The organism is Bacillus alkalicellulosilyticus (assembly GCF_002019795.1).
Classification (GTDB): Bacteria; Bacillota; Bacilli; order Bacillales; family Bacillaceae_F; genus Bacillus_AO; species Bacillus_AO alkalicellulosilyticum.
Window position 1 is genome coordinate 79,274 of the sequence record NZ_KV917382.1, and the last position, 26,559, is coordinate 105,832.

Genomic DNA, 26,559 nt, shown 5'->3' on the forward strand with positions numbered 1-26,559 from the left:
TCCCATTAAACTAATAGCCTGGAAAAATGTTTCTGTACGTTGTCTTCCACTTTTTTTACCATATCTACTCTTTCTTTCAAAAATGTATCAAATGGAAATCCACCGGTTCCATTAGTAGTCTCAGGTGATTGTCTCCTTATATATCGAGTAACCAACCCTTGATGAACATATCTGTATATTTTTATACATCTAAATATTTCTATAAGCATTGAAACGTCTTCATTGTTGTAAGGAATATCTTTTTGTAGAAATCTACTTTTTATACTTGGTTTAATACTAGCCTTCATAATTTTAATTTTATCAAAGGGTTCTAAATAAGTTAGTAAACTATTTGTTGTTTCAAGATAATTATCATCAGCAGAACCGATAATCAAGTCTAATAAGATAATATTTGAGATATGTACGCCACTTGGTGCTTGATAATCTATTCCCTTAATTGTTAAAGGAAAGAAATAATGTCTGAAAAAGCTTATAAAATGTGGGGGAGATACATGATTATGAACATCCTTATTTTCAATAATTAAGTGTTCGATGGCTTTAATGGTTTTAGCCAAAGTTACAGTAACATTTTGATGTTCTCCTTGCTGTAAGTCAAAAAGTTTGTTTACAGCGTCTTTTAAGGCTTCATCTGAACTTTTGTGTTTATTGATGAAACCAATTTCACTCTCATGGTTGGTAAAGGTTCGTAGGGCATTACTTGGGTTATAAGTAATGTAAGAGCTGTAAGTATCTCGTGGTGCTAAGCCGGTATAATAGGAAGCTAATAAAAGGTTTTCTTCTAAAGTTGTTGTATCTAATGAAAGTTCATTTTTTTTTAAACTTACAAGATAGATTCCTAAGTCTCCCATTGCAACAACTTTTTCGGTATAATTTGAGTTTCTTAAAAAAGATTCGAAGGATTTTAAATCAGGGACTAGACTAAAGGCGCCTTCTAATTGTTTATGATTTTCATTATTATTGGCATGAGGTAACTCATGAACAACAAATCTACTAAACTCCTCTAAAGGAAATAAATTACTCAATTGTTTTCCACTCCAAACTATTGATTTTAATTAATATTAAGTAAATAATTGTTAGTGTGTTTATAATTGTATTTATAACATTTAATTATATTTTTGTAAAGGATTGTATAAAGTGAAATTAAATGTATTTTTTTTGTATTCTTTTATTTTAGTATTAATGTTGAACGTCATGCAATCGACTATGGTGAATGTAGCCATTCCCTTTATTTCCATAGAACTATCTCTTTCTACTGAGCAAAGCAGTTTAATAATAAGTATTTATACGTTAATTTTTGCCGTATTTGTTCTTTTTTTTGGAAAGTTATTGGATAATATATCCTTTAGGAAACTTCTTGTAGTTAGTATTTTAATTGTTTTCCTTGGTTCATTAATTGCAACATTTAGTGCAAATTACTATTGGCTTCTGGTTGGAAGGGTATTACAGGCAATTGGTGGAGCCTGTATACCAGCTTTGGCTATGATATTACCTAACTATCTTCAAAGCGATGCTGATAAGAAGAATTTATTAGCCCTTATGGCATCAACAATAGCTTTGGCCACTGGGCTAGGTCCAGTAGTTGGAGGGATTTTTACAGATTTTTTACATTGGAGAATTATATTTGCGTTACCAGCTTTTCTAATTCTACTAATACCATTTTTTTTAATAGTTCAAGTCGATAATGAAAAAAAGTTTAATAAAAAATGTTTTGACTTAGTAGGATTTATGTTAATATCACTAGCTGTTACACTACTATTTATTGGAATAAATAAGATATGGCTAAGCCTGATCTGTATAAGCATAGTAGTTATCTTATTATCCTTTTTTACGATGAGAAGAAAGGAAAATCCATATATTTCTATTCATGTCATGTCCAAGAGGTATGTGGTTCTGTTATTCTTCTTTGCATTAAGCAATGCGGTATATTATGGAACATTATTCATTATCCCAATTGGATTAGTAGATATACACAATATTTCTTCTTTTTCAACAGCATTAATTCTACTTCCAGGTGCTCTTTTATCCTCACTTTTTGGTATAATTAGAAATACTTATTTTCAAAAAGTGAATACCAAAGTATTAATCTATTTGGGTTACATAACTTATTTATTTGGTGCAACCCTTCTATATTTTAATTTAGAAGCAGATTTCATAGTACTTCTAATACCCATTATTTTCATCTATCTATTTTCGCCAATCTTTCAAACCGGTATTACGTCAAATATTTACGAGGTTTTAGACCCGAAAAAAATAGGGGAAGGCATGGGGATATTTAATTTATTTAATTTTTTATCTATATCAATAGGAGTTTCATTGGCAGGCAACTTTATTTCATATTATCAAGACTTCCCTACATTTTTTGTTTTTGTTTTTTTTATACAAACTATTGCACTCATTGGCTTTTATGTATGTGATATAATGTCAAGAAAATAGACATTGTGAATTGAGAAATAACACTCTTACCAAAGTTCAACGAGAAACAAGCTTCTTCCTCAAGTAAGTTAACTATTCAAACACACTGACACTTGAAATACAAACCATGGTAAGTTTTGTGTTACTATTCAGTTCTTTGGACATTCTAAAGCCATTATTATTGTAAAACGGACGAAACCGAAAGTTAAAACATCAAAACAATATTATAGATTAAGATTGATTTTCGGTATAATAATAAAGTATGAAAGGCAGAAGTTTTCTTTTGAAAAAGGAGTTCTTCTGCCTTTTTATATCATGGAATTTGGTTTCAGTCACCGAAACGGTAACTCATAAAGATAGTCAAAAAACTTATAACACAGTAACCGAAAGATGAAAATTCAGTAAAATCCATTAGTGTTTAGACAGTATTGGATTGTTTTGAAGTAAGTGTTGATTGTTGGAATGTTCTAATGGCAACTTTCACTAAGTTCCAAAAAAAATTTGTCTTTTTTTGTCGAAAATTCACATTACACCTTGATTAATTGGTATTTTGGTATCATAAAAAAAGAAAAGGTGGTTGTACCATGTCGCAAATCTATATTAGAAGGTTGGCTAATAATCATTTAGATTTAGATAGAAGAAGGCATCAATGACACAACAAAAATCACAAGATTGTTAGAGGAGAATTTTCCTTTTTAAAAAGGAAGTAGAGAAGTTGAAAGATGAGAAACAACAAATAGAAAAATCTCTAGGGCTACAAGACTGGATTTGGAAGTAAGATAATTATCCCCTGCCTTTATGGCAGGGGAAAACCAAAGTGTTGAATCTTATTTGACAAAAACTGTTTAGAATTATTTGTTGGAAACTGTTTATTTCTACTTGACGGTTACACATAAGTAAATGAATTTGTTAAAGTAACGAATAGCGAACATTTGAAAAAGGGGTTGCCGTTTTCCCATTAAGGTTTTTGTAGGATCACTTACATAGTAAATAGTTAATAACAATTACAGGTTTGAAATGGAAACCACATTAGAATATATGATACAATAAAAAAAATGTGAATTCGGAGGTGTGTCAATTTGTTAACAAACCACCAACAAACCAAATCACTAATTGATAAGTATTTACTCCAGTTAAAATCGGCAACTACACCAAATGAAGTGTATTATTACGAGCAAAAAATATATGAATTAACAGAACAAATCGCACCTCAACCAGCATTTAATATGACGACAACTGAAAAAGAAACGTTCCAGTCTTTAAAAAATAAGATGTTAAGTGCTACACATCCAAAGGAAGTAGAGTATTACGAAAGAAAAATCCATAAACTTCTCGATGAATTAGAAAAAAATCCAAACTAATACTTTATAAAGATTCAAAAAACTATTACAATAAAAGGGTAATAGGTTTTATTTTTTTTTTTGTTTTGCAACCTTCACAGGTTAGCGGGTTACCTACCAAACGTCAGCGGTCTTTGGATCGATCATTAAACATACCACCAGTATGTCTAATAATCGCTCCAAGGCCGTTTTTTTGTTGGGTCATTTATAAAGAAAGGAGTGGATGGATAATGTTACAAACATTATTAATAGCAGGTTTAGTTGGAGGTTTAACAGGTGTTATTTATCACCTTATACGAAATGGAAAGTCGTTGGTATATCCAAGAAAAAGAGATTTTCCAAAAGGAATTTATTTAGGGTTCTATGCAGACTTCTTAATAGGCGTAGCAGCTGCCATTTTTGCAGTTACGTACTTACCCGTTACTCATGACCTAAAAACGGTAATTGGGGTTTCAATTTTGGCTGGTATGAGTGCCGAGAATATACTCTTGCAACGAGAACTAAAAACGGAGAAAGCTAAAACTGAAGGACTTGAACGGATTAACGAACGTCTTAATAAGAATTAGAGTCGCAAAAAAATGGAGGAAATGTTATGAGAAGTATTCTAACAAATGAAGAAATGATAATGGTCGAAAACCTAAAAGAGAAAATGCTTGAGGCAATATCTGAAAAAGAGGTTAAGTACTTTGAAAGTAAGGTACATAACATCATCGATGAAGCTATCAAGAGAGGTGTGAATCATCATGACCGACAACCGATGTCTATTTCATAACAAAAAGAAGAGACAATTATCTCCACAGAGGATAATTGTCTCTTTTTGTTTTTAAGTATCTGTTTCTTTTGATTAAAGAATATCGCCTACCTACCCCCTTTATATTTAGTACTACCACAAAATTGTAGTTCAATATATTGTGTTGTGATACAAATTATTTATTACAATTTATACCTATAGAGTGTATAATTTTGATAGAACTATGTTTTATTTTTTTTTTTTTGCAGCCACTACAGGCTAGCGGTATGAATTTATTAAACGACAGCAACCTTTGGGTTGATATAGGAACACTATTTTTGCATTTAGTGTCTTCTACTATCAAAACCCAAAGGTTTTTTTGTTGTAAAAAAACTTTGAAAGGGTGACGTTTTATGGCTGTTCTAACAGTTGAAGAAGTTAATTCAAATGGAGGGACTCTCTTCAGAGAAGAGTACATGTATCAAGTTAGACAATGTAAGGATTGTGGCAAAGATTTTGTTTTATGTTCCCACGATAATCCTCAGTATGATTGTCCAAGAGTGTTGGAGTTTTGTGATACTTGTGATGAGTGTTTGTAACTAAATAAAAAAAGGAGGGTAGCCCTTAATATTGAGGGTTACCCTCATCTATTAAGGGATATGTATGAAAACAAAATTAGAGCTTTTTGTAGAAAAATTAATCAAATCAAAGCCAGAGAATCTTAATTTTGGAGACTATGATAACGGAACTATTCACTTAAATTTTTCAGGTGGAAAAGATAGTGTAGCATTGTCACTTATTATGTTGTATGGATACAAAATACCAAGACATAAATTACAACTCGTACACATGAGAATTGATGGCAAGAAATCAAATAAATCTTTTTTTGATTACCCAGAAACCGACCAATACTTGGAGTATGCAGCTAATAAGTTAGGACTTCCCTTAACGATTATTAGTGGAGAGTTAGGACTTAAAGAACGAATTAAAGAAAGAGGAAAGTTTCCTTCATCAACTACTCAGTTTTGTACTTCGTATGGTAAGAGGGACGTTTATAGCAAATGGGTGAGAGGTCAAGGTCCTGGTAATTATCTTTGTGTTACTGGTGAGCGAGCGGAAGAGAGTTGGAGACGTAGAAATCGTCCAATCTTTGAAGTTTATAAACCCGCTACAGCTCCTACAAAGAATCGCTTTGTTTATTCATTTCGACCAATTCATCATCTTTTTGAAGAGGAAGTTTGGGAACTTATGAGACTTGCAGATATAGAACCGCATCCATGTTATACCGAGTATAAGGTATCACGTTGTTCTTGTAAGTTTTGTATCTTTTTGTCTCCAGAAGAAATGAAACGAAACGCGGAAGCATTTCCAGAGCAGTTCAATGAGCTAATAGAAATGGAAAAGAGTCTTAATCATACTATGAAATTTGAAAAGGGGGAACAAATTTCCCTTTCAGACTTCATAAAGAAAGAGAGACGGAAGAAACCAGATCAGATGAAACTGGATTTGTTTACTCCTCCATGTGCTCTATAACAAATCGATAGGAGAGTTTAATATGAAAAAACCAAGTTCCGGGTTTACTCCCATAGGGTTCAGTAAAGCTGGTTTTAGTGCGTGTTCATTTTTTGAAGAATGTAATTATGGACGGTTAGATTGTCACTATTCACAAATAGATACTGAGGTTAAAAATTATTGTAATTGTTATTTAAAACACCATAGTTCTTTAGGGAAAGTAGTGGAGAAGTCAGAAGAGATTCAGATTTCTTCACTTCCTAAGGATAAGAAAGTAAATGTTCCCACAGAGGTAACAGTACTGAGTTTATTTTGACCAATATAAAAATTAGGAGGAAGTAATAATGCAAATAAATCTTTTTCGAGAAATCATTGTAGACTCTTTTGCAGGTGGTGGTGGCGCATCGACTGGAATTGAACTTGCTACAGGCTTATCGGTTGATATTGCAATTAATCATGACCCAGCTGCCATCGCCATGCATAAGGCAAATCATCCTGATACGGAACATTATAATGAATCTGTCTGGGATGTTGACCCTGTTGAAGTGGTACGAGGGCGTAAGGTGGGTTTGTGTTGGTTCAGTCCCGATTGTAAGCACTTCTCTAAAGCAAAAGGAGGAAAACCAGTTTCAAAGAATATAAGAGGTTTAGCTTGGGTTGTGCTTCGTTGGGCTTCAAAAGTTAAGCCGCGAGTAATCATGTTAGAAAATGTTGAGGAATTTCAAACCTGGGGACCACTTACAAAAGAGGGAAAACCGGACCCAACCAAAAAAGGAGCGACTTTCCGTTCATTTGTAAATGCTCTTAAACGTCAAGGGTATACAGTAGATTGGAAAGAACTACGTGCGTGTGATTATGGTGCTCCTACGATTCGAAAACGTTTATTTCTTATTGCAAGATGTGACGGAAATCCTATTACTTGGCCACTTCCAACACATGGTCCACAGGAGGAAATAAATGTTCAACTTGGTTTACTAAAACCATATCGTTCAGCGTCAGAAATCATTGATTGGAGTATACCAACCAAGAGTATCTTCAAAAGGAAAAAACCCTTACAAAAAAATACCCTAATCCGAATTGGAAGAGGAATTAAGAAATTTGTTATTGATGCTAAACAACCGTTTGTTTTAGAGAATAAGGCATATTTTCTGCAACATTATTATACTCACCAAGGTAAAGAGACAAGAGCAAGCGGGATTGACGAACCATTAGCTACTATACCAACGGCAAACCGTTTCGGATTAGTATCTGCTACTCTTGAGGAAATAAGTGAGGGATATAAAAAAATTCCATCCTTCTCAGAAATCAATAAGAAGAACCAGGTTTTCGCATTTCTAACGAAGTATTACGGTTCAGATATTGGACAAAGTTTACATGACCCGCTTCATACCATTACAACAAAAGACCGTTTTGGTTTGGTAGTCGTTCATGGTAAACCCTTTAGTATAACTGATATTAGTATGAGGATGTTGCAACCACATGAATTGTTTGCTGCACAAGGTTTCCCATCAAACTATATAATTGATAGAGATTTTGAAGGGAATCTTTATCCAAAAACAGAACAAGTCGCTCGATGTGGAAACGCTGTTCCTCCACCATTTGCTGAAGCACTGGTTCGAGCAAATCTACCAGAAATGTGTGTAGATAAGACTAGATATAGACCTTCTGTAGTAAATTTTTAGGATAGTTATTATAAATAGCATTATTGTGCTTATTGACCACATTTTTTGCACTGCTTTACTTTTATGCATTAAACCAAAGTGATATATTAACCTAATATTTTGAACTGTATGCCGGATAAACACAAAAACCTCACTGATAAACAGTGAGGTTTTTCCCGTTGCCCTCAATTATAGGCTACCAATGACATTAGTGTTTTCTACGTTTATGTCATCTTTGTTGTTAAATCTATCATATCATGTTCACTTAGGATTTATATGAGCCCTTTGATTTAATTACTATTCAGAATTAATAGGAAATATTATGCAGATTCTTTTCTTTCTATGAGAATAGTAGAAAGACAGGTCTTCCTTGTTATGTTTATATTGAAATATTGCATAATTAAAAGTATAATATAAGCAAATAAATAAAACGGGAATAGCGCCCTAAATGTCATAGAGATAAATGTCTCTATGCTCATTTAGGGCGCTTTTTTTGTGTAAAAAGGAGTTTAACATTACATGAAAAAAAAGACGATACTATAGCAAAAATTGGTGACACAATAATGTTTTCTCAAGGTGAGAAGGAGTATAAAGGGAAAGTTGTTAATGTTTATACTAAATCCGTTTGTATAGAACTAGTCAATGGTTATGACCATGGGGAATTAGGTATTGAGAACAATAGAATGATTGTTGGTCATTCTCGCTACACCATAAACGCACGAACTTTACATCCAATTAAACCAGTTATATATAAAGCAGGTTTTCAAAATTCCATAATATTAGTTCCAATCCCAGTGGAAAGTTAAAAGGTTAAAGAGAGAGGGTGTGAAAAAATGAAACATCCTTATAGAATGACTAGACCGAACTTTGAGAAGTTAGTTCAGGAAAATATCTTAGAGATAATGAACAATGAAAAAACACTTGAAGATATAGACAACCGCATAGATGAGAAAATTATAAGTTCAGAAAAATAAAGGAGTATTGCTGATGAAACATTTTGGATATTTTGTATTTATTGTAATGTTAATTTTAACAACAGCTGCTTGTTCTTCAACTGAAAAAGCAGAAGGTTCTTCTAAAAACAAGGGACAAGAAGTTAACCAAGAACAAGTAGATTTTGAGAACAGTGTGTTTTCATTACTAGACCGTTCAGATTCACTTCTTTCTACTTTTAATACAGCGTTAGATGGGTTATACACAGAAAAGCAAACACCAGAACAATTTGCTAAGGCTATGAAATTAAATATTGAATCTTCTCGAGAACTTGTTTCAGAACTAGAACGTTTAGAGGTACACCATTCTTGGTTTGAAGTACACCAAAACCTCATAGGTCATTTTAATAATAAACATGAGTTATACCTAAATGCTATCGAAATGGCTAATAATAATCGCCTTATCAAAGACCGATTACGTAGTGAGTTTTTAACTTTAAAACAAACACAAGCGGAAATATATAATACTTGGAATCAAACTCAAGTAGAACAACAGTAAAATTTGAGAACGAGTAAATCATAGGAGTGATATTTAATGGGAATGGAAATTGATAGTCCAATCAAATTAGCAGGATTTTGGGTAAGGTTTGTGGCCTTTTTGTTAGATGCGTTATTGGTAATGGCTGCTATTGTTATTCTTGGTTTATTTTTTGGTGGAAGAGGAGAAATCTTATATATACTAATCATTTTGCTTTACTATATGTTGCTACCAGCCACACCTTTACAAGGTACGGTCGGAAAATACTTCATAGGTCTTAGGATTGTAGATAATGATGGGAATAGATTAACCTTTCCTCGTTCAATAGCTAGGTATTTTTCTTATTTCTTTTCAAATTTCTTCTTTGTAGGATATATCATGGTTGGTGCAAGGGTAGATAAAAGAGGGCTACATGATTTAATATGTAAAACTAAAGTTATAAGTGTAACAAAAACAGCAAACGTATTAGTTACTACCGCAGATAAATAAGTTCTTTCGGATTAATGTGTTGTACTTTTATAAATACGCTTTATCTGAATAATAGGAATTAGACCACTTATACGAAGCAGAGAAGAAAATAAATGAATCGTTTGCTTAACTTTGTTTTTCTAATGGTTCAAATGTTGTACTTCTACTTATGTAATGAATTATTAATATATCAAAATATAAATAGGGAAAGACTAGATGTATTTCCATTCCAAGGGATCATACAACCCAAGCCAGACTGTAATAGGTTCACCTACAAATGATAAAAGGGCCGCAAATATAATTCCTTTTAAAAATGGAGTAACATTAGGCTTAATTTGTAAGAAAAACATAACTGTAACTGGTAATACAGAGAAATTCCATACAACAAATCCTGGTGTAGTAAATATTATATCTACTAGATATCCAAAGTCCGTAGGCAACTCCAAGAAAGTCTAAAAATGATGAAATTATTATTGTTGCGAATCCAGCTAATAATAGTCGAGCCCTACTATCCTTTTTATGAAATATAAACCATAACGTCCATGAAATAAATACCATGGAAAAAGTTACCCACCACTGCCAAGAAAAAATGATATATTCCATACCAATGTCATTTAGTTCCATGTTGGCTTCATGTACCTCTAGATAGAGTTCATGTATTCTTTTATCAAGAGTTTTATCCATATCCTACACTCCTTATGTGTATATTATGGGCTAAGGTTAAGTAAATTAGACAAATATAAAAAGCATTTTTTGCACATTCTGATGATTATAAGTGAGACAGAAAAGAAAAAATAAAGAAATTTCGAGGGGAAAGAAAATGTTTGCCCTGATTCAATAACATCGAGTACATTTCGATATTAAAGAAGTTTTTGGCAAATGTTACGATCAAGAAGTAATAGAAAATGAGATGATACTTTTTTTAGAAACTAGTGCATAGAACGACACTTATCTTAATCTATATAAAATTTAAATTGAATGAATAAAAGCTGAGTTTGATGTAATAATCATACTCAGCTTTTTGCGTGAATTTGTATGTGATTTTTGTGCAAAATGTGAAGTAAACCCGTTAGCCTCATTTTGGCATGGTGTTTTTTTATTTATCTAAAGCAGAAATAATCCAAACCTGATAGTTTTAGCTCGCAGCTCATCAGCCAAAGTCTCTGCATTTGAACGTTCACTAAATGCACCGACTTGAACTTTCCATAGGTCATCCTGTCGGAAAATATAGGTGTCGTATCCATCACTTTGTAATAACTGAGCTTGTTGCTCCGCATTACTTCTGTTAGAAAATGCCCCTACCTGAACTTTATAAATAATCTGTTGAACTTCTGTTAAATTAAAAGCTTGGGCAATACCACGTACATGACCTCGTGCTATCCTATTCAAAAAGGTAGAATCTGATAGTAATTGAGCGTCATTTGGATTATCGATAAATAGATTTTCTGTTAAAATAGCAGGCATAGCAGTCTCTCTTAAAACAACAAAATTTGCTGTTTTTCTGCCGCGGTCTCTAACTTCTATTTCATTAATAATGGTGGAGTGCATAATTCTTTGTAATTGAACAGTGCGCGAGGCTTGGCTAGTATGAATAAAGGATTCAAAACCAGTCCCTTCTCCTGCATTAACATGAACAGAAACAAAGTAATCTGCTCCCCAATTGTTTGCACGGGAAGCGCGATGGCTTAAACTAACAAACATATCGCTGTTTCTGCTCATAGATACTTCAACATCTTCATATTCATTTAGGAGCATGTCCCGTATTCTCCTAGAGATATCTAATGTTAAATTCTTCTCTTGTAGGCCATGACCAACAGCTCCCGGATCTGAACCACCATGCCCAGGGTCTAAAAAGATCCTTGTCAAAGTACTCACTCCTTGCTTTTTGAATTGGTATTCACTATTACTATATGTGGGAATAAACAAGCTGTAACGGCAAATCGAGGAGTGGATATAACTACTTTTTAGAAATAAATCTTCTCTTTACCCACACATAGGAAAAAGCGAAGAAAAAAGGCATACTAAACAGGGAGCGTCCAAAGAGCCTATCAAGAAAGCAATTTGTTGCCGTTCTCGAACGAATGATTGTTAGATTAATATAAAAATCCTTCATTGGTGGGCTTTTTAAAAAATTATATACATACAAACATTCAAAGGACCCAACTCTAATCATCTTAGGTTGGGTCCTACATTATTTTTTAAAAGAATTAAGGGTATCTCTAGCTTTTTGAGGGTTCATATCAATATGAGTCAGGACATCAAATAAAAAGCTATATGCAGATAGTTTTCTTAAGTGTGAAAAAACAATTGGTTTTTCTTGCTTAAGTATTGTCATAACTTCTACAGTTGGAAGAGAAGCTCCTTTAGGTTTAATACGCAAAAAGCCAAGCAAAAAGTTTTTAAATGCTAATACAGACTCTTTATTGTCAGGTGTCTCTTTAAGAAGTTTATCAAATTTTATAAGTGCTGATTTTATATTATCATCATTTTTCATAGTACATCTCTCCATTTCCTTTCTGCCTATAAAAACCATGTTGGAAATATCGAGGTTAATATGTATAGGCAACTGGCTGGCATAGTTTCCCTTAGCCCCTCTAGTTTTGCGTCCTTACTTTTCAATAAGTTTGCCGTTTTTACTATTTTATAATGTTAATAATACACGAAAATTATTGTTAGACAATGGTAAATTAAGTGAAACTTCATCATTTAAATAGTCGTATCGATTCTTTTTTCGTATTTTTTTTAGTAATGGTACATACTATAATAGAGTACTATGTTAAAACGCAATCATTACTAATGACAAGAAGTTAGAAAAACATTCTAAAGAAGAGGTTTCTATAAATTGGTCATTTTCTTTATTATCTTCCTTTATGTACTCCAATTCTACTGGGCATCATAATTTTTAGCATACTCACTAAATTTTGAAAATTGATGATTTTGATTTAAGAGCTGGAATTGAGTTAGTTCATGAATGTGTTATTGTTAATTTAACACAAGAGCTATCGATTACAGACGGTTATTTGCTCCGCAGTACCAGGATATTGTTTATATAAGATATTTGGAAATAACCATTCTAAAGTCACTCAACACAATAATCCGAATACCCATAAATAATCAAAAAGAGGGAGGGGTCTAGAATAATTCAATTCTGCCCCTCCCATTTTATTCACTCCATCCATTAAAGGAAGGTATTCTATATTTATTTGAGCTTGTCATATTTCGATACTTTATATTTACTTTTATAATGGGTTCTAAATAGATAAAAGAGTCTGTTTCATTTATTATATGATTTTGTGCCATGAGAAAGAGTTTCTTACGTTCCTCTTTTGGCATAAACTCCATAATCCCTTTATACTCCCCGTTATCTAATATAAGTTTTACTCCAAATTCATTTTTACGTATCCCTGTTATAAAAATACCATTGGCATAATTATAGTTAATTACCTTTAACCAGCTTGAAGAACGACGATTTATTTCATATCTTGAATTAGCTTTTTTTTGGACAATTCCTTCTAATCCATTTGATTCAACAAAGTCAAAGTACTCAACTGCATTACCAAGTATCCATTTAGACAAAACGATATATTGGGATTCTGTGATAATTGATTCTAGTAACTGTTTTCTTTCTAAAAGTGGAAGTTTTACTTTGGAACCGTTGTAGTAGATAATATCAAATATCACAAATTGTATGGTGTGATTTGTGGTCGAGGACATAAATCGAGACATCATGGATTCAAAATCTGGCTTGCCATGGTCACCTGGTACTATGATTTCTCCATCTAAAATAGTACCATTTGGGATATCTAAATGATGGAGTTCTTTAAATTTATGGGTTACTTCGTTATTGTGACGTGTATATAATTTTATTTTGTCGTTAAATTTTGAAAGTAGCAATCGAATTCCATCCATTTTCAATTCTGTTATATATGAATCATCATTAAATGGTTTTTGAGCTTTTTCTAATAACATAGGCTTAACAAACATTATTATCACCTCAATTTATTTTACCTTGATTAGGTGATAATTGAATTAGGAGTTAGCTGGTAAAAGTCTGAAATGTATTTCAAAAAACAGAAAAATAAAATAAGATAAAAAATGACATCATATTGTTTTGTTTTACAATTGTTTTAGATGATTTATAAATGATTTAAATGATTTTGTTGTTTTATTGTTTTAGAGTCTTAAAAAGACTTATAGATTAAGGGTTTAAGATAGATATCTATCACTTATAGAGGAGTATTCTATCACTTTTAGGGGAGTTTATAATCACGTTTATGAGACTCTATTATCACTTATAAAGGAGTCAACCATCCCAAGTAACAGGATGAATTATCACTGATAGAGGAGTCACCCTATCACTACTTAGGGAGTATTCTATCACTTATAGAGGAGCTAGTATCACTTAATGGGGAGTAAAAGTGTTATTATCACCATTAAAGGAGTAAAAGCACTATTCCTTTTTTTATATTATTTTCAAAGTTGAACTAATATACCATAAAATACAGTACAGTTACATATTTTAAAGGCTTTGACTCCTTTATAAGTGATACTTAGGAACTTTATATACATATTGAAAGTATATAAAGTTCCAGAACCGGTTATTGTTTATCTCTGACACCTTAAAAAGGTGATAGTAGGAACGTAACCTTACTCTTGATACTCCTTAAAAAGTGATAATTACTTATTATCACCTTTTTACACTCCCAAAGGAGTGATAATATGAGACTTTAATCAAATTTGACTCCTTAAAGAGTGATAATAAGAAAATTAAACAAGAAATCCACTCCTTTAATGGTGATAATAGTAATTGTGGTGTACGTTTTAACTCCTCATTTAGTGATATTTATAATTTTTATTTACAGTAAATGAGCATTTTCTAACCTATAAAGACTCCCTTAAGAGTGATAATTAGTTTGAATAAAGTACTAAATTCCCGAAAAGGTGATAGTAAAAGGAAAACTCCTTAAAGAGTGATAATAAGACTCCTTAAAGAGTGATAATTAAGGATCACCCTTAAATGGTGATAGTAAGCTTAGCAAAGAAATGACTCCTTAAAGAGTGATATTAACTACTATCTTTTATATATTTTCGTGAAAAATGTAGAAAAACATCATCTTTTTTACAAAAAGTCTAACTATCACTATTTGGGGAGTAGATTTTTGTCGTGTATTGCTTTTATAGTATAGATATAAAGATTGGTAACGGAGGATAGTATATGAAAATAGAGCAATTATCATTACTTAGTGAGACCAAAATATCTCCAGATTATTTAGTTACACAATCAAATACACTAATAGAAGCACCTCAAGACCTAACATTGCAAGAAAAGCGAATCGTGTTAACTCTAGCTTCCTTGGTTCAGCCGGAAGATGAAAATTTTAGAATCCATCGTATTCGTGTTAAGGACCTTGCTGATATTATTGGGATAAATGAGAAAAACTTTTATAAAAAGGTAGAAGAAGTTATAAGAAACCTCCAAAATAAAAGCGTCACCATAGAAACTGAGAAGTCCACACTCACTATGCACTGGTTATCATCATCAGAGTATTTTAAAGGAAAAGGCTGGGTGGAACTTGAGTTTTCTGAAAAGCTTAAGCCTTACCTTCTTGAGCTGAAAGATAATTATACTCCGTTTAAACTAAGAAACGTTTTACGTCTTAGAAGTGAATATTCGATTCGTATCTATGAACTTCTTAAACAGTTTGAAAAGTTAAAAGAACGGACATTTACCATATCAGAATTGAAATATTATTTAGCGATACCCGAATCAAAATATCAAGCATACGGACACCTGAAATCAAAAGTGCTATTAAAAGCGCAGAGTGAACTACAAGAAAAAACAGATTTGTCATTTGAATTTACAGAAATAAAACAAGTAAAAAAAGTGGTCGGCATTCGCTTTAAGATTAAAAGAAATAACCAGGTGTTAGAGGAAGTTATTGAAAATGAGGAATTGAATAAAGATGTCGATGCTTATTCATTGCTTATACGTTTTGGCATTCGACCTGATGCTGCAAGAAAATTACTAGATCAATATTCAACGAAGCGTATTAAGGATAATGTCTTTTACACAATCGGCAATAAAAAGAAGGACGATATAGATAATATTAGTGGTTATATCCTAAGCGCCATTCAAGGGGATTATGCAGAAAGTGATACACAACAAGATGGTGTAGGTGAGGAACAGATTGTTATAACTGAAGCTGCGGTACTTAAATGGGGCAAGAGCAAGTATAAAAAGTCCACGTCTACGGTTCCCGCATTTCTCATAGAAGACGATTTTAAAAATTACCTTAATGAGCTTACCTATAATGTTCAAGAAATTGAGGAAATATGGACTCTTTATGGAGAAATTTTAATTAAAACAGTGAAGGAAATTGTAAGAAATAATCAACAATATAGGAGCAGAAGGTAATAAATTATAAGAATAAATAATTTCTTGCTATCTACGAACTATGTAGATGGCATTTTTTTGTAAAAAGAAAACCCTAGGCTAGGCCTAGGGTTCCGGAAAGCTTATAGCGAGGTATTAAAAAAACTCATCCGTGGTGCTAAAATATATTTGGTTCGCCAACCAATATAATAGCGTACGGAGGAGTTTTTTATGTCTAAAGACAGTAACAGTTTAGCACATACGAAATGGAATTGTAAGTATCACATCGTGTTCGCACCGAAGTATAGAAGACAAGCGATATACGGTAAATTAAAGAGAGATATAGGAGAAATATTGAGGAAATTGTGCGAAAGGAAAGGAGTAGAAATAATAGAGGCAACGGCATGTAAAGACCACATACATATGTTAGTAAGTATACTGCCAAAGATAAGTGTGTCGGAGTTTGTCGGGTATTTAAAGGGAAAGAGTAGCTTAATGATATTTGACCGGCATGCAAATTTAAAATATCGATATGGAAATCGAAAATTTTGGTGTACTGGGTTTTATGTGGACACAGTCGGAAGAAATAAGAAGGTAATAGAAGAATATATACGAAATCAAATACAAGATGATATAGTCTCAGAACAGTTGAGATTATTAGAATATGTGGACCCATTTACGGGAGAAGAAGTGAAAAAGAAGAGAAAAAAAGTACAAGGACGAGGAGAGGCCTTTGAGGTCTGGCCAGTAGAAGTAGTACACATGGCGAACCGTTCAGTAGCCCTTTAGGGTTTGGTCAGTAACAAAGGCTTCCAGCCGTAGAGCAAACCACCCGTTCTCACGGGTGGTTTTGATTATAAGTGAAAATTAAATTTTAAAGAAACTGGAAACGCCTTTATGTGTATTGTCTGCGCAACTATATTGTTCTTTTTATTCCATGTAATATATCCGCAAACGGAACGGATTGTGAAGTAACGTAATGTACTGCAAACAATATTGTGACGTTTTATAAGAAAACTTCGTAATTGTAGAAATTGGGTCTTGTGCATCAGAAGTAAGAAAAAATAGACTTTTGGTTCACACCCAAAAATACATGACAAAATTTCTGGAAGTACAATTAGTATTATTTTTTGAAGTTACGTAATAAAGTATAACTTCGTTAATTTGAGTTTAATTTCCAAATTTTCTATGGGAGGTCGTTACGGTAGATTAATCAGTATGAGAACAATTATTTTATGGAGGTAGTCTGACAGAGACCCATTATAAAACGCTATTATATTTTTATTTAAGGTTATCTCTTGGTGTTTATTAAGAAATATATGTAACTAAAAAATCCCACTAAATTCCTAAAGAAGGGTATTATGTATATAAGGAATAAAACGGAAAACTAATAATGATATATATATTGAATGGAGTTAAACTATGTTCAATACATTACAAACATAAATATTCAATCTACTCATTTTATTCACCTTAATCATATTTCTACCATTATTCATTGAGATTAATTATAAACATATATATGAAAAACAAAAGAAACTAATGATGACGTTTTTTTTGTCTCTCGCAACTTTTTGTTGTATGTCATTCGCAGTATATTCATATGCGGGGCCAGATAGCATAAGGCCAGTGGCCTATCAGAAAGAACCATCCGCCGATATTTGGCGCAATTTCGGGATGATGGGTTGGGGGATTGAAGCCTCAATCGAGAAAAGTTGCTAGAAAGTCAGAAGCAGTTCCTCCTAATCTATTGGAACAGGCGATTCTTCTAAGTAAAGGAATGCCGAGCCGGAGCGTAGCTCAAATCATACAGATTAAAGAATGGGAGGGGCTGACTGAACCAGGCAAAATCAAAAGGTCAAACCTTCAGGAAAAACTAACGGAAAAGGGTTACAGTACACGACAAATGAGACTCTATTCGCAGACAGGAGTAGCTGTTCCGAAGGTTTTAAAAACGACATCGCAACCAACTCTGGCAATCAGATATCAAGTTTGGCTGACTGAGTGCTATCAGAATAAGCCTCATTCTGCACTTGGAAAGAAAATTAGTCCTGAAACTTCATTTCGTTCAGACAGTCGATAAATCAGGATGCATTAGTTTCATGATCAGAAATATGAAGTGGACTTGACATTTATTGGGCGTCAGGTTGAGGTTATCTATGATCCTGCAAATATTGAAGAACTTACCATTGAGTTCGAGAATTATACTCCGTGGAAAGCCAAGAAGCATTACCTGAGCACCTTAAGGTGTAAGATGTTGCCTCTTCAAGTTTATTAAAGGCATCTGAACGAAAGAACCAGAAACGTCAAATTGAACAAAAATGCTTTGACCTTCCGTAGCGTTTGGAAGGAGGATGATTCACGTGTTTGATACCTTCTATGAAATGGAGAACACACCTTTCACTAGAAATCTACCAACTGACCAATTGTATGATTCCACCAGGATGCAAGAAATCCTTGGAAGGTTGAAATACTCAGCTGAAAGAAAGCATTTTGCCGCGTAAGTTTGTGGACAAATTTTATAAAGGTAAATTCCACGAGCTTTATCTATCAGACTCTAAGTTAACTCCTTGCCATTTTTATAAGGGGTTACTGGAGCAACTAGGTTCCGAATCGAAGTTTTATCGAGGAGATGCAAAACGGCAGCTTCACCGAGAAATAGAATTAATGAAAGGGATACGAGGACTACAACCTGTTGTGGTAGTGGATGAAGCTCACCTTCTGGACCGGGAAATGCTTGAAGAGGTCCGTTTCCTTCAAAACTTTATCTCGCTTATCATTGTAGGTCAAAGTGGATTGTGGGACCAACTACGCTTACAGTCCTACGCAGCCATACGCCAAAGAATAGATATCCAATTCCAGCTTGGTCGTCTAGACCGAGCACAGGTTGAGGAATATGTTACTAGGCATTTTCGATATGCAGAGGTTGAACAACCAATTTTTCAGATGGGGCGATTGACGAAATTAATCGGTTTTCAGGTGGTGCCGCAAGGCTCATTAATAAACTTTGTACACATAGTCTTCTGTATGGCTCACAAAATGGTCGCAGGATCATTGACGATCCTATGTTTAAGCAAGTCATCGAGGGGGAACTTCCATGAAAACTCGTTGGAAAGAGATGAATTACAATGAAGAATTGGACTGTTGGGTTGTGTTTTGGGGAGGAAATTTAGGTTATAGGGTAAGGTCCGGTGAATGGTTTGACCTTCATCTAGGATATGGTCGGACTTTTTCCTGTCGCTTGAAAATTGGAAGAGACTGGTATATGCTTACTGGCCTGAAGTAAGGTTTTATCTTAAGAAAAACGAAACATATCAAGTTTATTTTGGACAGTGAATCCGTCAATTTTAAGACAATTAGCATCATCAAGTTTCAGACATTGTAGAACGTCATTAACAACAATTCCTTAGAAGAAAGCAGATCAATCAACTCCTAGAGCTCAATTGGATTGAACAAATATATAACGTAATCCAGTTAGGTCCACCAGGTGTAAAACATTCATGGATACAGGATTAGGAATTGAAGCGATACAACGTGGATTTAAAGTCATTTATACAACAATGGGAGACTTAGTACAAACTTTAAAAACAGAAGAAATAACAAGAAAGTAAAAAAAGCGCTTAAAGAGAATGCGAGATGCTGCTCTTGTCATTAATGATGACTTAATGTTTATGGCGATGGATCATGCTAATACACTTAATTAACGATTTGCATGAGCAGACATCTATCATTATTACATCAAATAAAGGTCCAAAAGAATGGGTACAGTTACTTGGTGTTCTAGATATCACAACAGCAATACTAGAGCGACTATTAAAAAAAGTTGAATTTATTTGCATGGATGGACAAAGTTACCGAGTGAAGCATCACAAGTCAATATTTGATTAAGAAAGTGTTTCAAATTAATTATCAAAAAATTGTTTCATTTCACCTGACGGTCAGACGGATTTCGAAATGGATTATTTTCATATATCCTAAAATTCCGTTTTGTGAGATATTTTTGGATTAAACATTATTTTAAGGCAAATCTGAATATAAAAAAGCCGGGGCGATAAGTATCTTAGAAAGAAATTTTCGCTCCGGCTAAGGAGATATTTCGTAGCCTAGTATTCAGTTTATTGGCATTGGGAACTGGAATTTGACAATTTAAATTAGCTCTCATTTCCCACTTCCAAAAGTACGCATTTGTTTACATTCGTTTAATGACATTATCACTATTAGTCGAAGTACATAAGAATATTCATTAATTTAGATACCAAAAGTATACTATGTTACTATTAATAATTATTAATTGGAAATAGAGCTCCTGTATATTATATATAGTTTTTGTATGTTAGGTTAATAAAGAATTTAGGAATTCTTCAACACCTTCTAATCCATTGTTTTCAAGAATTTTAAGTAACTCACTTCCAATTATAGCCACATCCGCTTTGTTTTTTAGGAAATCAATATCTTCTTTTTTTTGAATACCAAATCCGACTCCGATAGGTAGTTCAGTTACTTGTTTACAAGTGTTTAAAAATTGGGATATTTCTTCATTAAATTCGGTTTTATAACCAGTAACGCCTTTACGTGCAGCACAATACATAAATCCTTTGCAATACTTAGATATATATTCTAATCTTTCATAGGATGAAAAAGGTGTAGTAAGTAAAATTGTATCAATATTGTATTTATTACAATGTTGATATAATTCATCATGTTCACTAGGTAAAGCATCGGGAATAATGAGTCCTTTTACATTGATATCCTTGCATTTTTTCACAAAATTTTCAACACCATACTGAAATAAAATATTATAATATGTCATAAAAACTATAGGAATATTAAAATTTTCTGTAATTTTTTCTGCAAAATCCAAGCAATCTTTAATTTTTGTACCATTTTTTAATGCTTCTTGGTTTGCTTTTAAGAAAACTGGCCCATCAGCAATTGGTTCTGAAAATGGGAGTTGCAGTTCTAGTAAATCAATATCATATTTTTGAAAGAGTTTAATCATTTCTAAGTTAGTTTCAAAATTTGGATACCCCAAAATTTGATGGGCCATTATTAATATTTTTTTTTGTTTTTTTCTAATACTTATATGCTCTTTAAGATCCATAATCTTCTGATCTCCTTTTCAAAAATATTTTCCATGACTCATCATTCATTGCCTCAGCTATATTAAAAATATCTTTATCGCCTCTGCCAGATAAATTAATAACAATAAGGTCTTCGGTTTTACTGCTATTTTCTATTTCATTAAAAGCTTTTGCAAATGCATGAGTAGATTCTAAAGCAGGAATTATGCCCTCTTTTTTTGTTATAAGCTTAAATGCACTAATAACCTCTTCGTCAGATGAAGCTTCAAAACGTACTCTATTTGAGTCTTTTAAATTTGCTAAAATTGGTGATACGCCCACATAATCTAAGCCAGCAGATATACTATGAGTGTTAAGCATTTGCCCATCTTCATCTTGTAAAAATACGGTTTTATAACCTTGTGCAATACCAATTTTCCCTGAATTAAAAGCCAATCTAGCTGCATGTTCCTTTGGACCTTTTCCGCCGGCTTCGACCCCTATTAATTCTACTTCCTTAAGAGGTAAAAATTCATTAAATATGCCGAGTGCGTTTGAACCTCCTCCTACACAAGCGTATATTTTTGATGGTAAACGGTTTTCTTGTTCTAAGATTTGTTCTTTAACTTCCTTACCTATTATTGCCTGAAAGTTTAACACTATTTCTGGAAATGGATGTGGACCACAAGCAGTGCCTAAGAGATAATGAGTAGATTCAAAATTGGATACCCAATCTCTTAATGCTTCATTTATTGCATCTTTTAATGTACAGGAACCTTCCTTCACAGGTATTACTTCAGCACCTAATTGTTTCATCCAAAAAACATTAGGATATTGTCTCTCAATATCAGTACTACCCATATATATAGTAGCTTGTAGTCCAAGTTTAGCAGCAACCAACGCTGTTGCAACGCCATGTTGACCTGCACCAGTTTCTGCTATTATTCTTTTTTTGTTTAATCTCTTAGCTAATAAACATTGACCAATTACATTATTTAATTTATGGGCACCTGAGTGATTCAAGTCTTCTCGCTTTATATATATCTTTGGACCATTAAAATATTTAGTTAATCCTTCAGCAAAAGTCAAAGGGGTGGGGCGCCCCGAGTAATTTTTTAGTAAATTACTGTATTCTTTCCAAAATGATATATCTTCTTTAATTTCCTTAAAATTTTTGTTTAGTTCTTCTATAACTGGAAATAGAATCTCAGGAACAAATACGCCCCCATAACTGCCATAAAAACCTTCTTTTGACATGATTGTTTCCTCCATCCTCAATATAATTCAACAAAAAAAATTAAATTTTAACAATATTATATAATAATATAAATATTTTTACAATTTTTTATTTTTTTGTACTATTTTCAATCAAAATACATTAGCATATATTGACATTAATAGTAATATGTTTTATATTTAGTGTTAAATTTTAAAAAAAGTAAAGAGATGGGGATTCTAAGAGTGGAATTATCAGAAAAGAACAAACTTTTAAAAAAAACAAAAGATTATTTACTTTCTATTGGCTATAATTTAAAAGAATCGGATTCCATAATTAATTCTTTAATATATGCAGAGATGCATGGTGTAAAAAGTCATGGTTTTAACAGGATATTTAGTGGGTTCTTAAAAAAAATCATAGACAAGTCGATGGTAGAATCCAATCAAGAACCTATATTAATAGATAAGGACAATGGTTTTATAACTTATGATGGTAATTTTTCAGTGGGTTACCATGGGATTAAGTTAGTCTTAAGGAAAATAGTAGAGGAGCTTGAGGTTAACAATATTGTTTTCTGTAACATAAATAACATGTATCCTACAAACTGCTTGGCTGAATATGCTAGTTATTTAAATGATTACGGGGCAATTTGTTACATAACTTCAAAATCGCCTGATAGAGTAACCTCACCAATTGATTTTCAAAAAGAAATCTCTGATATCAAACCGTCAATCGGGACAAATGCCTATGCATGGGGATTCCCTAGCATTAATAGTGAACATGTGATTTTTGACACTTCAATGGCAGCAACAACTAATGGTGAGTTACTTAGAATCAAAAATGGTTTGGATGATAATTTCAATTCAGATAACTATTTAACATCAAGTTATAATAGGCCCAAATCTCCAGAAGAGTTATTCGAAAATGAGGATTTTTCTGGATATATATTACCGTTTGGTGGTGAAAAAAATTATAAAGGTTTTGGGAACCTATTACCTGCAGAGATGTTTAACTTGTTTCAGAGCAACAATTTAATTGGTACTTCGACTACTATAATAGCTATAAAAGTACAAGATAGAGTTCAGTATAGTGAAAAATTAAATCAATACAAGGAAAAAGTAAAAAATTCAACAACATACACGGACGGAACTATTACAATGTTGCCCTTTGAGAGGAAAAAGAAACTATATGTTCAAAATAATATAGAAGAAATTACACAAAAATATAAGGAAGAAATTGACAACCTGCCTACTTCTCAAAATAGAATCAAAGATTTAGGATTCACAAATGAAAGGATTGTTGGGGAAAATGCATTTGATATAAATGTTTTTAAAGAAAAATCAATAGAGGATGTCATCAATAAATTCATTGATATTACTGATCTATCCATAGGCAATGGTGACCTTAAAAAGTATGCTTTTAATTTGTTAAGTGAGGAGGAGTTTTTTGATAGATGGTGTGATGAAACATATGAGCTCCCGAAATTACCAGACCATAAAACTCTATTAAGTAACATAATTGATAAAGTAGAATTTAACTCAAAAGATGTAATCCTTGACTTAGGAAGTGGTGATGGAAAATTACTTGATATTATTCCTTTATGCTCTGAGGTAGATTGCTTTGATATATCAAAAAAAATGTTACAAAAAATTGAAGGGAAAAAGGATAAATTTCAATTTACAATCAACACTAAGCACGGGGATTTTCTTGAATACAAATTTAATAAAAAATATTCAAAGATAATCGCAATAATGTCATTACATCATATTAAAGAAATCAATAAAGCAATTAAAAAAAGCTATAAAATTCTAAACGAAGATGGTTATTTAATTATTGGAGAGACATTTTTAGATTCCATAAATCTAAATTCTCCGGAAAATATTAGAAATATATCTTCGTTATATTTAAGAAAAATGGTAAACTGCTTTAACAATAATTGTTTAAAACATGCACTAAAAGAAATTCAAATACTAAAGAAAATCTTATATTCACAAGGAGAATATATGCTTCCTATGAATATTTGGAAAGATACTCTAAGAAGTAATGGCTTTCAAGTTTTAAATGCCCAATTGACTTCCCCGCTAATAAAATATGGGTACATCATTGCAAGGAAACTTTAAAGCTTAATAAAAATTAAAAAGGGGGGATTAAATGACTTTTGAATATATAAAAGATAATTATTCTGTTTGGCACCCTTTCACAACAATCAGATTAATGTCGGAATACGGAATTGAAATTGTTGGAGGGAAAGGAATATATTTGGAGGATAGTAACGGTAAGAGCTATATAAACGGATTTAGTGGACTTTCTCTAATACTTGGTACTAAAAATGAAGAGATTATTGATGCTATTTACCAACAATTAAACAAACTTCCATACTGTTCAATGTTTAGTATGACAAACTTGCCTGCTAGAAAACTCGCAGAAAAATTAGTAGAGATAACACCAAAGGGATTAGATAAAGTAGTTTTTACAACATCTGGTTCTGAATCTGTTGAAGCTGCTATTAAAATTTCTCGTCAGTTTTTCTATATACAAAACCAAAAACAAAAAAAGCATATTATTTCATTACAAGATTCTTACCATGGAACATTGTATGGGGCATTTTCAGCAAGTGGAATTTATTCTAAGGAAGAACATGAAATTTATGGGCCAGTACTCCCAGGGTTTTCTTTTATTGATTCGTCTTTTTATAATTCTTCCCAAAATATTTCTTATGTAAGTGCTACCAAATTAGAAGATGAAATTAAAGAAGTAGGAAAAGAAAATGTGAGTGCTTTCATTATGGAGCCAGTTTTGGGTGCTGGTGGTGTAATAATTCCCCCAAAAGGGTATATTTCAGCTGTTTATGAAATTTGTAAGAAATATAACATTTTATTTATATTAGATGAGTCTGCAACAGGGTTTGGAAGAACAGGGACTATGTTTGCTATGGAACATGAGGGGGTAACCCCTGACATTCTCATCTTATCAAAAGCAATAAACGGAGGTTGCTTACCTTTGGGTGCAGTACTTGTCAGTAATAATATATTTAATCAATTTAATGATTCCGATAGTATATTGGCTCATGGCACATCACAGTCAGGTAATCCCACTTCTTGTGCTGCAAGTTTAAAGACAATTGAAATAATCCAAAGGGATAATCTAGTTGTTAATGCGAGAATAGTAGGAGATTATTTTATTAATTTATGTTCTGAATTAATAGAATACGACATTGTTAGTGATGTAAGAGGTATAGGATTAATGATAATAATTGAACTAACAAATAAAAATCAACCCCTAACAACAGAGGAGACATTTAATATTTACTTAAAGCTTTTAGGTGAAGGCTTAATTACTCATTATAAAAAAAATAGAATTGGTTTTTTCCCACCACTAACTATTTCTAAGGAAGAAGCTAAGGTTACATATGAAATTATAAAAAAAGTTATAAGTGAATATGAAGGGAGATAAAATGGTGAATATATCAGAAAAAGGTATTAAAAATTATTATTTAAGTAAAGAAGAGTTTGAGTTATTACCGTATATTGACAGTAGAAATTATATTGAATCTTCAAAAGAAAGGTTTACAGGTTGGGAAAGTTCTTTTGATACAAGTCATCCAGATTGGAAAAAGAGAATTGAAGTCCAAAGTAGTTTGATGTACTGCCTTGATCAATGTCTTGCTGAGGAAATTGACAATTATATAAATCAAGATAGTTTGAAAGTGATTTTTTTAGGTGCCTCACTTGGATCAATAGCTTCCTATTTTTCTATGAATATTTTAAAGAAGTATAGTTTATTAGATAAGACAGAAATCTATATTTATGACCTCTTGCATGAGCCACTTGAAAAGACTAAAAAGGGCGATTTTGATTTCTCAACTGAATCTGAGAAAGATTGTGGTTTCTCAGAAAGCTTTTCTGCTAAAGAGTATAAAGAAAAGTTAAAAAAAGCACATATATTATCAGGGTCAATAACCGAGATACCTGAGAACATTGGAAAATTTGATATTGTTATAGCACCGTATATACATCATCACTTAAACATTTATGATAAAAAAAGTGCTAGTAAAGACATGGTAGAAATAACTAAAAAGAACGGACTTATCCTATTAGGTGATCTTTATTTTACCTATGAAACTTTTATTAATTGGTTGGAAGATCATAAAGAAGAGTTTGTTGGAGGTAAAGGTACGTATGCACTAGAGTCATTTATTACTATCGATGAGCATATAGCAATGTTTGAAGGTACTTCGGTAGTCAATCGAGAGATGAAAGACTACTTCTACATATTTGGGTTAAAAAAATAAAAAAAATCACAAAAAGAATAGGA

28 protein-coding genes, 1 pseudogene and 1 riboswitch are annotated in these 26,559 nt (G+C 32.4%); of the genes and pseudogenes, 22 read left to right on the top strand and 7 right to left on the bottom strand.

Annotated elements, in window-relative coordinates; genetic code table 11:
* Positions 1–5 precede the first annotated feature (5 nt).
* Positions 6–1,022, bottom strand: coding sequence for a monodechloroaminopyrrolnitrin synthase PrnB family protein (locus BK585_RS23055; protein WP_078557143.1), 1,017 nt, complete (start codon positions 1,020–1,022; stop codon positions 6–8).
* Positions 1,023–1,134: 112 nt separating this feature from the next.
* Between BK585_RS23055 and BK585_RS23060 the strand changes: the two genes are divergently transcribed.
* From BK585_RS23060 to BK585_RS23110, 11 genes are all read left to right on the top strand, one after another.
* The gene (locus tag BK585_RS23060) at positions 1,135–2,433 is read left to right on the top strand and encodes an MFS transporter (RefSeq protein WP_078557145.1); all 1,299 of its coding nucleotides are present in this window, start codon (positions 1,135–1,137) and stop codon (positions 2,431–2,433) included.
* Between the two features lie 1,058 nt (positions 2,434–3,491).
* Positions 3,492–3,773: a hypothetical protein gene (locus tag BK585_RS23065; RefSeq protein ID WP_078557147.1), complete on the top strand. Its 282-nt coding sequence runs from the start codon at positions 3,492–3,494 to the stop codon at positions 3,771–3,773.
* 209 nt (positions 3,774–3,982) lie between these two features.
* Positions 3,983–4,318, top strand: a complete 336-nt coding sequence (locus BK585_RS23070) for a DUF4257 domain-containing protein (protein ID WP_078557149.1) — start codon at positions 3,983–3,985, stop codon at positions 4,316–4,318.
* Between the two features lie 26 nt (positions 4,319–4,344).
* Positions 4,345–4,524, top strand: a complete 180-nt coding sequence (locus BK585_RS23075) for a hypothetical protein (protein WP_078557151.1) — start codon at positions 4,345–4,347, stop codon at positions 4,522–4,524.
* 621 nt (positions 4,525–5,145) lie between these two features.
* The gene (locus BK585_RS23085) at positions 5,146–6,015 is read left to right on the top strand and encodes a phosphoadenosine phosphosulfate reductase domain-containing protein (protein WP_078557155.1); all 870 of its coding nucleotides are present in this window, start codon (positions 5,146–5,148) and stop codon (positions 6,013–6,015) included.
* Between the two features lie 22 nt (positions 6,016–6,037).
* Complete coding sequence (locus BK585_RS23090) at positions 6,038–6,310, top strand: hypothetical protein (protein WP_078557157.1); 273 nt, start codon at positions 6,038–6,040, stop codon at positions 6,308–6,310.
* Positions 6,311–6,338: 28 nt separating this feature from the next.
* Entirely contained in the window at positions 6,339–7,676 is a 1,338-nt protein-coding gene (locus tag BK585_RS23095) for a DNA cytosine methyltransferase (protein WP_078557159.1), read from the top strand.
* A gap of 527 nt (positions 7,677–8,203) precedes the next feature.
* The gene (locus tag BK585_RS23100; RefSeq protein ID WP_281248964.1) at positions 8,204–8,461 is read left to right on the top strand and encodes a DUF2187 family protein; all 258 of its coding nucleotides are present in this window, start codon (positions 8,204–8,206) and stop codon (positions 8,459–8,461) included.
* A gap of 27 nt (positions 8,462–8,488) precedes the next feature.
* On the top strand, positions 8,489–8,629 hold the full coding sequence (locus BK585_RS23825) for an FbpB family small basic protein (protein ID WP_139367699.1): 141 nt from the start codon (positions 8,489–8,491) through the stop codon (positions 8,627–8,629).
* Positions 8,630–8,642: 13 nt separating this feature from the next.
* A complete protein-coding gene (locus tag BK585_RS23105; protein WP_078557162.1) occupies positions 8,643–9,146 on the top strand; it encodes a hypothetical protein in 504 nt (167 codons plus the stop codon).
* A 36-nt stretch (positions 9,147–9,182) separates the two neighbouring features.
* Positions 9,183–9,614 carry an RDD family protein gene (locus tag BK585_RS23110; RefSeq protein WP_078557163.1) on the top strand — a complete coding sequence of 144 codons (432 nt, stop codon included), beginning with the start codon at positions 9,183–9,185 and terminating at the stop codon, positions 9,612–9,614.
* Between the two features lie 191 nt (positions 9,615–9,805).
* Here the strand turns inward: BK585_RS23110 and BK585_RS24950 are convergent, their stop codons facing one another.
* From BK585_RS24950 to BK585_RS23130, 4 genes are all read right to left on the bottom strand, one after another.
* Positions 9,806–10,039, bottom strand: coding sequence for a CBO0543 family protein (locus BK585_RS24950; RefSeq protein ID WP_419095580.1), 234 nt, complete (start codon positions 10,037–10,039; stop codon positions 9,806–9,808).
* Between the two features lie 658 nt (positions 10,040–10,697).
* Positions 10,698–11,459, bottom strand: a complete 762-nt coding sequence (locus BK585_RS23120; RefSeq protein WP_078557167.1) for an N-acetylmuramoyl-L-alanine amidase — start codon at positions 11,457–11,459, stop codon at positions 10,698–10,700.
* A 325-nt stretch (positions 11,460–11,784) separates the two neighbouring features.
* Positions 11,785–12,087, bottom strand: coding sequence for a hypothetical protein (locus tag BK585_RS23125; RefSeq protein ID WP_078557169.1), 303 nt, complete (start codon positions 12,085–12,087; stop codon positions 11,785–11,787).
* 64 nt (positions 12,088–12,151) lie between these two features.
* Positions 12,152–12,232, bottom strand: a riboswitch (cyclic di-GMP riboswitch).
* 523 nt (positions 12,233–12,755) lie between these two features.
* Positions 12,756–13,577, bottom strand: coding sequence for an ATP-dependent DNA ligase (locus BK585_RS23130; RefSeq protein WP_078557171.1), 822 nt, complete (start codon positions 13,575–13,577; stop codon positions 12,756–12,758).
* Between the two features lie 1,231 nt (positions 13,578–14,808).
* On the opposite strand from BK585_RS23130, the gene BK585_RS23135 reads away from it, so the two are divergent.
* The 8 genes and pseudogenes from BK585_RS23135 (at position 14,809) to BK585_RS24715 (ending at position 19,854) form a co-directional block, all read left to right on the top strand.
* Positions 14,809–16,008: a replication initiation protein gene (locus BK585_RS23135; RefSeq protein ID WP_078557173.1), complete on the top strand. Its 1,200-nt coding sequence runs from the start codon at positions 14,809–14,811 to the stop codon at positions 16,006–16,008.
* A 189-nt stretch (positions 16,009–16,197) separates the two neighbouring features.
* Positions 16,198–16,755 carry an IS200/IS605 family transposase gene (gene tnpA, locus BK585_RS23140; protein ID WP_245805938.1) on the top strand — a complete coding sequence of 186 codons (558 nt, stop codon included), beginning with the start codon at positions 16,198–16,200 and terminating at the stop codon, positions 16,753–16,755.
* Between the two features lie 833 nt (positions 16,756–17,588).
* Positions 17,589–18,337, top strand: a pseudogene (locus BK585_RS25020) (transposase); the annotation flags it as partial.
* Positions 18,330–18,470 (top strand): hypothetical protein, encoded by a 141-nt coding sequence (locus BK585_RS24550; RefSeq protein ID WP_245805939.1) that lies wholly within the window; start codon positions 18,330–18,332, stop codon positions 18,468–18,470. The pseudogene BK585_RS25020 and the gene BK585_RS24550, both read left to right, overlap by 8 nt.
* The gene (locus tag BK585_RS23150) at positions 18,460–19,098 is read left to right on the top strand and encodes an ATP-binding protein (protein ID WP_245805940.1); all 639 of its coding nucleotides are present in this window, start codon (positions 18,460–18,462) and stop codon (positions 19,096–19,098) included. The genes BK585_RS24550 and BK585_RS23150 overlap by 11 nt, the downstream gene beginning before the upstream one ends.
* Complete coding sequence (locus tag BK585_RS23155; protein ID WP_245805941.1) at positions 19,085–19,252, top strand: DUF5348 domain-containing protein; 168 nt, start codon at positions 19,085–19,087, stop codon at positions 19,250–19,252. Before BK585_RS23150 ends, BK585_RS23155 begins: the two co-directional genes overlap by 14 nt.
* 214 nt (positions 19,253–19,466) lie before the next feature.
* The gene (locus BK585_RS24710) at positions 19,467–19,577 is read left to right on the top strand and encodes a hypothetical protein (protein ID WP_139367700.1); all 111 of its coding nucleotides are present in this window, start codon (positions 19,467–19,469) and stop codon (positions 19,575–19,577) included.
* Between the two features lie 73 nt (positions 19,578–19,650).
* Positions 19,651–19,854, top strand: coding sequence for an ATP-binding protein (locus BK585_RS24715; RefSeq protein ID WP_139367701.1), 204 nt, complete (start codon positions 19,651–19,653; stop codon positions 19,852–19,854).
* A gap of 445 nt (positions 19,855–20,299) precedes the next feature.
* Here BK585_RS24715 and trpA read toward each other — a convergent pair whose 3' ends face one another.
* Together trpA and trpB are read right to left on the bottom strand one after the other, a co-directional pair.
* Positions 20,300–21,067, bottom strand: a complete 768-nt coding sequence (gene trpA, locus BK585_RS23165; RefSeq protein WP_078557174.1) for a tryptophan synthase subunit alpha — start codon at positions 21,065–21,067, stop codon at positions 20,300–20,302.
* Positions 21,057–22,283 carry a tryptophan synthase subunit beta gene (trpB, locus tag BK585_RS23170; RefSeq protein ID WP_078557176.1) on the bottom strand — a complete coding sequence of 409 codons (1,227 nt, stop codon included), beginning with the start codon at positions 22,281–22,283 and terminating at the stop codon, positions 21,057–21,059. The genes trpA and trpB overlap by 11 nt, the downstream gene beginning before the upstream one ends.
* A gap of 204 nt (positions 22,284–22,487) precedes the next feature.
* On the opposite strand from trpB, the gene BK585_RS23175 reads away from it, so the two are divergent.
* The 3 genes from BK585_RS23175 to BK585_RS23185 are packed head-to-tail and all read left to right on the top strand — an operon-like array spanning position 22,488 to position 26,536.
* Entirely contained in the window at positions 22,488–24,365 is a 1,878-nt protein-coding gene (locus BK585_RS23175) for an Ldh family oxidoreductase (RefSeq protein ID WP_170885723.1), read from the top strand.
* 31 nt (positions 24,366–24,396) lie between these two features.
* Complete coding sequence (locus BK585_RS23180; RefSeq protein ID WP_078557180.1) at positions 24,397–25,698, top strand: aminotransferase family protein; 1,302 nt, start codon at positions 24,397–24,399, stop codon at positions 25,696–25,698.
* A 4-nt stretch (positions 25,699–25,702) separates the two neighbouring features.
* Positions 25,703–26,536, top strand: a complete 834-nt coding sequence (locus BK585_RS23185; RefSeq protein ID WP_139367702.1) for a class I SAM-dependent methyltransferase — start codon at positions 25,703–25,705, stop codon at positions 26,534–26,536.
* The last annotated feature ends 23 nt before the right edge of the window (positions 26,537–26,559 follow it).

Bases quoted from the DNA above. Each gene is read 5' to 3' on its own strand.
- BK585_RS23095 (WP_078557159.1), top strand. From the start codon at position 6,339: ATGCAAATAAATCTTTTTCGAGAAATCATTGTAGACTCTTTTGCAGGT.
- BK585_RS23070 (WP_078557149.1), top strand. From the start codon at position 3,983: ATGTTACAAACATTATTAATAGCAGGTTTAGTTGGAGGTTTAACAGGT.
- BK585_RS23105 (WP_078557162.1), top strand. From the start codon at position 8,643: ATGAAACATTTTGGATATTTTGTATTTATTGTAATGTTAATTTTAACA.
- BK585_RS23125 (WP_078557169.1), bottom strand. From the start codon at position 12,087: ATGAAAAATGATGATAATATAAAATCAGCACTTATAAAATTTGATAAA.
- BK585_RS24715 (WP_139367701.1), top strand. From the start codon at position 19,651: ATGCTAATACACTTAATTAACGATTTGCATGAGCAGACATCTATCATT.
- BK585_RS23130 (WP_078557171.1), bottom strand. From the start codon at position 13,577: ATGTTTGTTAAGCCTATGTTATTAGAAAAAGCTCAAAAACCATTTAAT.
- trpA (WP_078557174.1), bottom strand. From the start codon at position 21,067: ATGGATCTTAAAGAGCATATAAGTATTAGAAAAAAACAAAAAAAAATA.
- BK585_RS23180 (WP_078557180.1), top strand. From the start codon at position 24,397: ATGACTTTTGAATATATAAAAGATAATTATTCTGTTTGGCACCCTTTC.
- BK585_RS23155 (WP_245805941.1), top strand. From the start codon at position 19,085: ATGAATTACAATGAAGAATTGGACTGTTGGGTTGTGTTTTGGGGAGGA.
- BK585_RS23110 (WP_078557163.1), top strand. From the start codon at position 9,183: ATGGGAATGGAAATTGATAGTCCAATCAAATTAGCAGGATTTTGGGTA.
- trpB (WP_078557176.1), bottom strand. From the start codon at position 22,283: ATGTCAAAAGAAGGTTTTTATGGCAGTTATGGGGGCGTATTTGTTCCT.
- BK585_RS23090 (WP_078557157.1), top strand. From the start codon at position 6,038: ATGAAAAAACCAAGTTCCGGGTTTACTCCCATAGGGTTCAGTAAAGCT.
- BK585_RS23075 (WP_078557151.1), top strand. From the start codon at position 4,345: ATGAGAAGTATTCTAACAAATGAAGAAATGATAATGGTCGAAAACCTA.
- BK585_RS23825 (WP_139367699.1), top strand. From the start codon at position 8,489: ATGAAACATCCTTATAGAATGACTAGACCGAACTTTGAGAAGTTAGTT.
- BK585_RS23135 (WP_078557173.1), top strand. From the start codon at position 14,809: ATGAAAATAGAGCAATTATCATTACTTAGTGAGACCAAAATATCTCCA.
- BK585_RS23085 (WP_078557155.1), top strand. From the start codon at position 5,146: ATGAAAACAAAATTAGAGCTTTTTGTAGAAAAATTAATCAAATCAAAG.
- BK585_RS24710 (WP_139367700.1), top strand. From the start codon at position 19,467: ATGGATACAGGATTAGGAATTGAAGCGATACAACGTGGATTTAAAGTC.
- tnpA (WP_245805938.1), top strand. From the start codon at position 16,198: ATGTCTAAAGACAGTAACAGTTTAGCACATACGAAATGGAATTGTAAG.